Genomic DNA, 9,549 nt, shown 5'->3' on the forward strand with positions numbered 1-9,549 from the left:
ATCAGCCTCGCAGCCATTGTTTGAGAGAAATAGCCGGATCCGCCAGGGCAACCGACGACAACGGCACTCGGGCGCTGATCAGGCGTTCGCACAGCTTGATGTCCCGGGCCACGCGGTTGCCCGGTGCCCAACCGCAGGCGCCCTGCAAATGTCCGTTGTCACCGAGGTAGAACAGCAGCAAGCCGCCGTCGGGCAATGGCCGGCTGACAACGCTCGACGTCATCACACCGACGGTCTGCAAGCCCCAGTCGTACTGGTCGGACCAGAACCCCGGCACGGCCTCGAAAGGCAATGCGCGGCCCAGCAGATTCAAGGCGGCATGCCGCCCCTGAGCCTCGGCGTTGCGCCAGGTTTCCTGGCGCTGGTAAAGCCCGCCAAGACGGAACTCACAGACGTCCCCCGCCGCGTAGATATTCGCCGCGCTGGTGCGTAACTGCGCGTCGACACGAATGCCCTGCCCCACGTCCAGCCCGGCCGCCGCAGCCAGTTCGATATTGGGTTGCATGCCGATACCGACCACCACCAGGTCGCACGGCAGCGTGTGCCCATCCACCAGGCGTACAGCGTCGGCCTCGATCGACGCCACGGCGACATTCAAGCGCACGTCCACGCCTTGCTCGCGGTGCAACGCCAGCAGCGCGTCACTGATAATTGCGGGCAATACCCGGCCCGCCAGGCGCGGCCCGGCTTCAAGCAGCGTGACCGCGCAGCCCAGGCCGCGCGCGGTCGCCGCCACTTCCAGGCCGATAAAGCCGCCGCCGATAACCACCAGCCGAGTGCCGGGGCGTAACTGCTCGCGCAGGGCCAGGGCTTCGTCATGGGTGCGCAGGTACAGCACGTTGGACTGCGCCTGCGGCAGACGCCGCGCACGGCCGCCGGTGGCCAGCAGCAATCCGTGGTAGGGCAGCCACTGGCCATCGGCCAACTGCAGCCGATGCTGCAATGGCGCCAGCCGACTGACCGCGTTGCCCGCCAAATGCTCGATACCCAGCTCGGCCAGGCGTGTGCTGTCGCACAAGCTGCAGCCGGCCAGGTCCTGGCTGCCTTGCAACAAGCCCTTGGACAGGGGCGGTCGTTCGTACGGCACGTGGGGTTCGTCGCCGATCAGGATCAGCCGACCGCTGTAACCCTCTTCGCGCAGGGTCAACGCCGCACGGCCACCGGCATGGCCGGCGCCGACGATAATCAGGGGCGCGTCCATCGTCACGCCGTGACGGCGAGCAGCACCCGCCCCGCTTCGACCCGTACCGGGTAGGTTTGCAGATTGACGCACACTGGCGCGCCCAGGGCCTTGCCGGAGCGGTAGTCGAAGCGCCCATTGTGCTTGGGGCACTCGATCACATGGTCCATGACCAGGCCGTCGGCCAGGTGAATTTTTTCATGGGTGCACAGGCCGGCGGTGGCGAAAAACTCATTCTCGGCCGAGCGAAATACCGCATAGGTGTGCGCCCCATGGTCGAAGCGCAGCACGTCCTCTTCGTCTATGTCGCCAACGGCGCAGACATCGATCCATTGATCGTTCATGGTTTTTATCTCTTATTAAAAGGAAACGAACTTCAGCCGGCCGAAACTTCTGCGTGCACGGAGGCAGGGGCTGATTCAGGCTGCCGTCGGATCGGACGCTGGACGAAATAGGTCGGGTCGCTGCGCTGCTTCCAGACCGTCGGGAGGATCTCCTTGTAGGCCTCCCACAGATTGGCGTAAGGCGGCGGGCAGTCGCGACGGATCTCTTCGTGCAATTGCGCCAGTGCGTGGAACGGCACCATCGGGTACATGTGGTGCTCGAGGTGGTAGTTCATGTTCATGTAGATAAAGCGCAGCACGCGGTTCATGTAGATCGTGCGGCAGTTGCTGCGGTGGTCGAGCACGTCTTCGGCCAGGCCCACGTGCTGGGTTAGGCCGAACAGGTAGCCCAACCAGGCGCCATAGATGCTCGGCAGACCCACCAGCATCAGCGGCAACCAGCTCTGCAGGTACAAGGCGCTGCCGATGATCACCCCATACAGGCCAACCCAGATGCGCGCGGCGCGAAACACTTTGGGCCATTCGGATTGCGGGATGAAATCCCGTTCCTGGGCACTCATCCGGCCGATGGCATGGCGCGCCACGCCACTGAAGGTCTTCCACGCCAGGGGCAGATTGAACAGGCTCAGGAACATCATCAAAAAGCTCGGCGGGCGCGGCTCGACGATCTCCGGGTCGCGGCCGACGACGATGGTGTCGGTGTGATGCCGGGCATGGCTCCAGCGCCACACATGGGGCTCGAAAATGCACATGAAGCATGCCACCTGGTACAGCGCGTCATTCATCCAGCGGGTCTTGAACGCCGTGCCATGGCCGGTTTCGTGCCAGCGCGGGTTGGAGGCGGTGCCGTAGAGCACACCATAGGCCAGGAAGAACGGCACACAGGCCCAGGAGCCCCAGAACCAGTAGCCGCCAAAGCCGGTTGCGAACAACGCCGCGAACCAAATGGCCGTGTCGACCAGCGCCGGGCCGTCGCGGCGCTGCATCAGTTCCTTCATGCGTTTGCGCGGGACCGGCGACTGGTACCAGCGCGCCGAGACCAGGCCTTTTTCGGCGGCGCGGGCGGCCTCGGGGCCGGTCAGGCTGTAGTCGCGTCGGGCGCGGTGAGCGGTGTATTCAGGCATTGTTATTGTTCTCCGCAAGCGTAGGGTTTCAGGTGCTTTGCGAAACCAACCATAGAGCGCGGCTAAATCACCCTCAAGGCCTTGAATCCATTCCCTATCAAGCTATCATCCAGGCCCAGCGGGGCTTGATAGTTTTCTATCAAGACGCTCAAGGGGCTCGCCATGACCAACCATAAACGCCCGACCATCGCCACGGTTGCCGCCCATGCCGGCCTCAGTGTGGCCACCGTCGACCGCGTGTTGAACGCCCGCGCACCGGTCAATCCACAAACCGCCGAACAGGTGTTCCAGGCTGCCGAAGCCGTCGGTTATTTTGCCGCGCGGCTGATCGGCCAGCGCATTCGCGAACGGCGCCCGACCTACCGCTTCGGCATTCTCCTGCTGGGCACCGCCCAGGCGTTCTATGCCAACCTGGCCCAGTCCATCGGCGACGCGGCGCAGCATCACGCCACGGCCAACCTGACCTGCCAGTTCGACTACATCAATGACCGCACGCCCAGCGCCATCGTCGCGCAGATCGAGCAACTGGCCGTGCAGTGCGACGCCCTGGCGGTGGTCAGCTTCGCCCATCCGCTGATCAATGCCTGCCTTGCGCAAATCCGCGAAGCCGGCGTGCCGGTAGTGGCATTGCTTTCGGATATTCATGAGCAAGCCCGGGAACCGTATGTGGGCCAGGACAATCACGTCGTCGGACGCACCATGGGCTGGCTGCTGGCGCGCACGTGCGGTGCGCGCAAGGGCAGCGTGGGCATTCTGCTGGGTGGCCATCGCTTTCTCGGCCACCAGGCGCGGGTCGAAGGCTTGCACGGCTACCTGGCCGAACACGCGCCGGGGCTCAAACCGCTGGAACCGCTGATCAATCTGGACAACTGCGACATCACCGAAGAGGCCACCCTCGACCTGCTCAGCCGCCACACCGACCTGCGCGGGTTGTGCGTGGTGGGCGGTGGCGGTGACGGCGTGATCAACGCCCTGGCGCAACTGCCCAAGCGTCCGGCGTTGTGCTGCATCCTGCAGGAGTCCACCGAGTTGTCGCGCCAGGCGCTGAGCCGCGGGTTGATCGATGTGGTGATGGATTCGCAGCCGCGCCATACGGCGGTGGCCCTGGTGGAGTTGCTGGTGCAATTGCAGAGCGCCGAGGGGTTCGATGCAATGCGGCATCGGGTGCATATTGCGCCGCACATTGTTACCTCGGAAAATATGGGCGCCTGAGGCATGGACGGCGAATGTGGCGCTTGCTCCCGATGGCGGCCTTGGAGCCGACCGGTATCTTGTGACGGCCCCGGTCCAAATGTGGGAGGGGCGGTGCGACGATTCGACTTGCCCCCGATGGCGGCCTCAGGGCCGACCAGGATGGTGGATTGGGTTGAGTACATATCCGTTTCTGCGGTAACGGCTGCTTAGGGTTCCGCCCTGACGGCGGCTCACTTTTGAAAAGCGCAAAAGTAAGCAAAACGCTCTTGCCCCACCACTCGGCACCTCGCTTGGGCTCGGTGTGCCCGAACGCAGGCTTGAATCCGTGGGCCGCCGCCACGCGCCATCCATGGCGCGGGGCGGCTAACCCGGCGTCCTGCCGGGTTACCCACGGATTCAAGCCTGCGTTCGGCCAGCGTGGTTTAACGGGGCGCCTGAGATCAAGATCAAAAGCGCGGCGGCCTTAGAGCCGACCGGTATCTTTTGCCGATCCGCGATCCAAATGTGGGAGGGGGCTTGCCCCCGATGAGGGAGAGTCAGTAAGTACATCAGTGACTGACACATCGCCATCGGGGGCAAGCCCCCTCCCACATTTTTCCTCGGAACGTCAGGTAAATACGCGTTGACTGTCCGGCCGTCACGGGAGCAAGCCCCCTCCCACATTAGTAACCGCCCACCGGCCTGCGAAAATCCCCGGCATTCAACCCGAACCGAGTCATCTTGTTGTACAGCCCGCCCCGGGACACGTTCAACTGCCGGGCGGCCAGGCGGATATTGCCACCGGTGCTTTTCAGCGCCGCGACGATGGCATGCATTTCGTGGCTGCTCAGGTCCTGGGGGGGTTGCGGCGCATAGCTCTGGGCCAGCGCACGGGGCTTGCTGTCCAACGGCAAGTCGCCCGGCTGGATCAACTCGCCCATGGCCAGGTTGGTCGCCCGTTCGATGGCGTTTTCCAGCTCGCGTACGTTGCCCGGCCAGGCATGGGCGCAAAGCAAGGCCAGCGCGTCCGGCGCGAAGCCCTGCACCGTTTTACGCAACGAGCGCGCGCAGCGCTTGAGGAAGTGCCGCGCCAGCAGCGGGATGTCTTCGCGGCGCATCCGCAGCGGCGGCACCGTCAGGTTCAGCACATTCAGGCGGTAATAAAGATCTTCACGAAACGCGCCGTCGGCCACTGCCTGGCTGAGATTGCGGTGGGTGGCGGCGATGATGCGCACATCCACCTGGCGTGCGCTTTTTGCGCCGACCCGCGCGACTTCACCTTCCTGCAACACCCGCAACAGGCTGACCTGGGCGTCGAAGGACATGTCGCCAATCTCATCCAGGAAGATGGTGCCGCCATCGGCCAGCTCGAACTTGCCCGCCGAGCCGCCACGGGCCGAGCCGGTGAACGCGCCCTCGACATGCCCGAACAGTTCACTCTGCACCAGGTCCCGTGGAATCGCACCGCAGTTGACCGCCACGAACGGACCGTGGCAACGCTCGCTGGCGTTATGGATGGCCTGGGCGAACAACTCCTTGCCGGTGCCGCTTTCCCCGAGAATCAGCGTGGTGGAATCACTGCGGCTGGCGATGCGCCCCAGGTGCAGCGCATCCTGGATCGCCCGCGAGGTGCCCTGGAGGGTGTCGAAGGTGTACCGCGCCTGGGTGCCGACAATGCGCCGGGTGATTTCACGGATACGCCGGTTTTCGCGCAGCGACACGATCACCCCGCCCTGCTCCAGTGGGCACACCGAGACCAGGCAGGCGAGTTGGCTGCGGTCATGCAAGTGGAATGTGCAATCCAGGTCGCGCACAGCCTCACCCAGCACCTCGCTCAATTCACTGCGGCCCAGGCGCTGGAAGGGACTGCCAATCAGCTCCAGCCCCACCCCGAACAGCTGGCGGGCATAGCGGTTGAGCGCCTTGATGCAGCCGCGGTCATCCACCACCACAAGGCCTTCGTTGAGCACTTCGAGCACGGTTTGCTGTTCCTCCAGCAACGCCTGCAGCGCCATCTGCCGCGACACGGCTTCAGCGGCCGCCTGCACGGTGCCCAGGGTATGAAAGTGAAACCAGCCGGGTTCGGCGGTGAGCGTCAGCACGGCCAGGGTCTGGCCCTGGGCGTTCTTGATCGGCGCGGCGGCGCAGTGCATGCGGCGTTGACGCAGGCCGACCGCGAAGTTTTCTTCGGCCAGCACATACACCAGATGATCTTCAGCCAGCGCCAGGCCGGTGCAGTTGGTGCCCTGCACCGATTCGAGCAGTCGACTGCCCACGGGGGTGATATCCAGCCCGCAGAAATGCAAGGTGGTGCCCTCGGCATCGGTGAGGTTGATATGCCCGCGCGGGTTGTACGCCAGCAAGCCTTGCATGACTTGCGCGGCGGCGTCGATCAGCACGCGGTGGCTGGCCAGCGTGGCCGTCAGGCGGTCGGCGGCGACGAAGCGGTACGCGCTGTCGGCCGGATCAATACCGGCCTCGAGGCTGCGCAGCCAGGAGTCCCAGATCAATTGACGCACCTCGCGCGGGCGTTGCACCTGGCCGCGCAGACAGGCCTGCCACGCCTCTTCCAACGCGGCGACCGGGCCATCGTTCAGCGCCGCGGGGCCCAGCGCCGTCAGGTAGTCGAGGTCTTGCGCACTGATCGCAGCGCTCATAAGCGGGCTCCATGTTCATGTTTTAGACATGTCAGCATAGACATGTCATTTAAATGAACACTATATTTTTTAAACTCTATAAATATCAGCTAGTTATATTCTGGCACAGCCTTTGCTCCTGCCCCTTTGCCAACCAGGATTGTCCTGAGGCCAACAATAAAAAGGGGGTCACACATGAATACCAAACGCATCCGCCTGGGCTTGATCGGTGCCGGTCGCATGGGCAGCTTCCACGGCCTGACGGCCGCCCGCCACATCCCCGGCGCCTGCCTGGCCGCCATCGCCGACCCGACCCCAGGGCAAGCCGCGCGTCTGGCGGCGGAGCTGGGTGTGGACAAGGTCTACACCGACCCACAGCAACTGCTCGACGACCCGGACATCGACGGCATCCTCATCGCCGCCCCCGCCCGCAGTCATGCCGAACTGGTGATCAGCGCCGCCCGCGCCGGCAAGGGGATTTTCTGCGAGAAACCCATGGCCATCACCCTCGATGAAGCCGACCGCGCCATCGCCGCCGCGGCCGATGCCCGTGTGATCCTGCAGGTCGGCTTCAACCGTCGCTTCGCCAAGAGCTTTCGCAGCGCTCACCTGGATGTGGCCGCAGGACGCATCGGCACCCCGCAGTTGCTGCGCTCACTGACCCGCGACCCGGCGCTGAACAACCCTGGCGCCTCACCGCAATGGGTGATTTTCCTGGAAACCCTGATCCACGACTTCGACACCCTGCGCTACCTCAACCCCGGTGCCGAAGCGGTGCAGGTGCAGGTGATGGCCGACGCGCTGATCGCCCCGGAATACAAAAGCCGAGGCTTGCTCGACACCGCCGTGGTCACGATCCGCTTCGATAACGGTGCGATTGCCACCGCCGAAGCCAGCTTCCAGGCCGTGTATGGCTACGATGTACGCGGTGAAGTGTTCGGCAGTGCCGGCATGCTGACCATGGGCGGCGTGCAGGCATCCGACCTGGTGCGCTACCAGGCCCAAGGCATCCAGGCCGACACCCAACGCCTGGACACCGACCTGTTGCGCGACGCCTACATCGCCGAGCTCAACCACTTTGTCGACTGCCTGCGCAGCGGCGCCAAACCCCTGGCCAGCGGTGAAGATGCCCGCGCCGCCCTGGCGATTGCGCGCGCGTGTATCGAGTCCTGCGAGCAAGGCACGGCGGTGAGCCTGTGATCCCGTTCAAGCTGGCGGTCAGTGCCGAAATGGTATTCCTGGACCTGCCGTTCGTGGAGCGGGTCAAACGCATTCATGCACTCGGTTTCAGCGCCGAAATCTGGAGTTGGACAGACAAGGACATCAACGCCCTGGCCACGACAGGCGCGGACTTCACCTCCATGACCGGCTACATCAGCGGCACGCTCACCGACCCTGACGGTATCCGCCACTTGCTCGACAGCGCCCGCGAATCCTTGAGCGTTGCCGAGCGCCTCAACTGCCCCAGCCTCAATCTGCACGGCACCGGCCTGGGCGTCGGCGGCCTGCCGGTGCAGCCCGTCAGCCACACCTCCGGGCGCATGTGGCTGAGCGCCTGCAAGAGCCTGGAAAAGATCGCACGCCTGGGCGAGGACGCCGGCCGTGTGTTCCTGCTGGAAAACCTCAACACCGAGCTGGACCACCCCGGCACCCCGTTCGCCCGTGCCGCCGACACCCTGGCCCTGATCGAAGCGGTGGGCAGCGCGCATTTGAAGATGAACCTGGACCTGTACCACGCGCAGATCGGCGAAGGCAACCTGATCGAACTGATCCAGCGCGCAGGCCCCGCCATCGGAGAAATCCAGGTGGCCGACGTGCCCGGACGCCAGGAGCCCGGCACCGGCGAAATCCACTACCCGGCGATTGCCAGGGCGCTGCATGTCATGGGCTACAGCGGCGTGGTCGGCCTGGAAGGCTGGGCCAGCGGCGACAGCGACAGGGCCCTGGAGCGTTTCCGCCAGGCGTTCACCCTATAACAACAAGAGGAACAGCTCATGCATCGCTATTCATTGATCGTGGCCACACTGTTACTGCTGTTGAGCCAATCAAGCTTTGCCGCGTATCGCATCGGCGTGAGCATCGCGCGGGTCGACGATAACTTCATGACCTACGTGCGCACCGGCCTTGAAGCGGCCGCCACGCAACAGGACGTGCAGATCCAGTTCGAGGACGCCCAGGGCGACGTGGTGCGCCAGCTCAATCAGGTCGAAGGCTTCCTCAACCAGAACGTCGACGCGGTGATCGTACTGCCGGTGGACACCGCCGCCACCGCCAACATCACCCGTGCCGCCGTCGCCAGCAACACCCCGCTGGTGTACGTCAACCGTCACCCGGATGAACGCACATTGCCCAAGGGTGTGGTCACCGTGGCGTCCAACGACATTGAGGCCGGGCAATTGCAGATGCGCTATCTCGCGGAAAAACTCGGCGGCAAGGGCAACGTGGCGATCATCATGGGCGACCTGGCGCAAAACGCCACCCGCGACCGCACTGAAGGCGCCAGGCAGGTGCTCAAGGAATTTCCGGGCATCAGGATCGTTGAGCAGCAAAGCGCCGAATGGCAACGCAGCAAGGCCATGGACCTGACCAGCAACTGGTTGCTGGCGGGCACCCAGTTCGACGCGATCGTGGCCAACAACGATGAAATGGCGATTGGCGCGGCCATGGCGTTACAGCAGGCGGGCAAAGCCAAGGGCGAAGTGGCGATTGTGGGGATCGACGGCCTGCCCGATGGACTGGCAGCGATCCGGCGCGGCGTGCTCAGCGCATCGGTGTTCCAGGACCCCAAAGCCCAGGCGACCCAGGCCGTGCAGGCGGCAGTGCGGATGATCAAGGGCGAGCCGATTGAGTCGGAGGTGTGGGTGCCTTTCGAGCTGATCAAGCCCGAACAGGTAGCCGTCTTCGAGCAACGCTACAAATAAATCGAAGACAAGCCCCTCCCACACAAACAACGTATCCACGATGCGAAGCGAGCCGCTTTTGCTCTTGATCTGCTTTTGATCTCAGGCGCCCCGTTAAACCACGCTGGCCGAACGCAGGCTTGAATCCGTGGGTAACCCGGCAGGACGCCGGGTTAGCCGCACTGGGCCAGG

At 64.3% G+C, this 9,549-nt stretch carries 8 protein-coding genes; 4 read left to right on the plus strand and 4 right to left on the minus strand.

The annotated features are described in order from the left end of the window. Nucleotide 1: 1 nt before the first annotated feature. From J1G34_RS19145 to J1G34_RS19155, 3 genes are read right to left on the minus strand one after another with little or no spacing between them, the layout of a single operon-like run. Nucleotides 2–1,201 carry an NAD(P)/FAD-dependent oxidoreductase gene (locus J1G34_RS19145; protein WP_222994490.1) on the minus strand — a complete coding sequence of 400 codons (1,200 nt, stop codon included), beginning with the start codon at nucleotides 1,199–1,201 and terminating at the stop codon, nucleotides 2–4. A gap of 2 nt (nucleotides 1,202–1,203) precedes the next feature. Further along, nucleotides 1,204–1,524, minus strand: coding sequence for a MocE family 2Fe-2S type ferredoxin (locus J1G34_RS19150; RefSeq protein ID WP_057721995.1), 321 nt, complete (start codon nucleotides 1,522–1,524; stop codon nucleotides 1,204–1,206). Between the two features lie 32 nt (nucleotides 1,525–1,556). Beyond that, on the minus strand, nucleotides 1,557–2,648 hold the full coding sequence (locus tag J1G34_RS19155) for a fatty acid desaturase family protein (protein WP_222994491.1): 1,092 nt from the start codon (nucleotides 2,646–2,648) through the stop codon (nucleotides 1,557–1,559). Between the two features lie 162 nt (nucleotides 2,649–2,810). Here J1G34_RS19155 and J1G34_RS19160 point away from each other — a divergent pair, with 162 nt between their 5' ends. Then, the gene (locus J1G34_RS19160; RefSeq protein WP_222994492.1) at nucleotides 2,811–3,860 is read left to right on the plus strand and encodes a LacI family DNA-binding transcriptional regulator; all 1,050 of its coding nucleotides are present in this window, start codon (nucleotides 2,811–2,813) and stop codon (nucleotides 3,858–3,860) included. A gap of 644 nt (nucleotides 3,861–4,504) precedes the next feature. On the opposite strand, the gene J1G34_RS19165 is transcribed toward J1G34_RS19160, so the two are convergent. Continuing rightward, complete coding sequence (locus J1G34_RS19165; RefSeq protein WP_222994493.1) at nucleotides 4,505–6,478, minus strand: sigma-54 interaction domain-containing protein; 1,974 nt, start codon at nucleotides 6,476–6,478, stop codon at nucleotides 4,505–4,507. Nucleotides 6,479–6,652: 174 nt separating this feature from the next. Here J1G34_RS19165 and J1G34_RS19170 point away from each other — a divergent pair, with 174 nt between their 5' ends. The 3 genes from J1G34_RS19170 to J1G34_RS19180 are packed head-to-tail and all read left to right on the plus strand — an operon-like array spanning nucleotide 6,653 to nucleotide 9,378. Next, on the plus strand, nucleotides 6,653–7,657 hold the full coding sequence (locus J1G34_RS19170) for a Gfo/Idh/MocA family oxidoreductase (RefSeq protein WP_222994494.1): 1,005 nt from the start codon (nucleotides 6,653–6,655) through the stop codon (nucleotides 7,655–7,657). Further along, nucleotides 7,654–8,433 carry a TIM barrel protein gene (locus tag J1G34_RS19175; RefSeq protein ID WP_222994495.1) on the plus strand — a complete coding sequence of 260 codons (780 nt, stop codon included), beginning with the start codon at nucleotides 7,654–7,656 and terminating at the stop codon, nucleotides 8,431–8,433. Before J1G34_RS19170 ends, J1G34_RS19175 begins: the two co-directional genes overlap by 4 nt. Nucleotides 8,434–8,451: 18 nt before the next feature. After that, the gene (locus J1G34_RS19180) at nucleotides 8,452–9,378 is read left to right on the plus strand and encodes a sugar ABC transporter substrate-binding protein (protein ID WP_065891766.1); all 927 of its coding nucleotides are present in this window, start codon (nucleotides 8,452–8,454) and stop codon (nucleotides 9,376–9,378) included. Nucleotides 9,379–9,549 lie beyond the last annotated feature (171 nt).

It is taken from the genome of Pseudomonas sp. Wu6 (genome assembly GCF_019891515.1).
Lineage (GTDB): Bacteria > Pseudomonadota > Gammaproteobacteria > Pseudomonadales > Pseudomonadaceae > Aquipseudomonas > Aquipseudomonas orientalis_A.

Excerpts from the sequence above, each read along its gene's own strand:
- J1G34_RS19145 (WP_222994490.1), bottom strand. The coding sequence starts at position 1,201 with ATGGACGCGCCCCTGATTATCGTCGGCGCCGGCCATGCCGGTGGCCGT.
- J1G34_RS19150 (WP_057721995.1), bottom strand. The coding sequence starts at position 1,524 with ATGAACGATCAATGGATCGATGTCTGCGCCGTTGGCGACATAGACGAA.
- J1G34_RS19155 (WP_222994491.1), bottom strand. The coding sequence starts at position 2,648 with ATGCCTGAATACACCGCTCACCGCGCCCGACGCGACTACAGCCTGACC.
- J1G34_RS19160 (WP_222994492.1), top strand. The coding sequence starts at position 2,811 with ATGACCAACCATAAACGCCCGACCATCGCCACGGTTGCCGCCCATGCC.
- J1G34_RS19165 (WP_222994493.1), bottom strand. The coding sequence starts at position 6,478 with ATGAGCGCTGCGATCAGTGCGCAAGACCTCGACTACCTGACGGCGCTG.
- J1G34_RS19170 (WP_222994494.1), top strand. The coding sequence starts at position 6,653 with ATGAATACCAAACGCATCCGCCTGGGCTTGATCGGTGCCGGTCGCATG.
- J1G34_RS19180 (WP_065891766.1), top strand. The coding sequence starts at position 8,452 with ATGCATCGCTATTCATTGATCGTGGCCACACTGTTACTGCTGTTGAGC.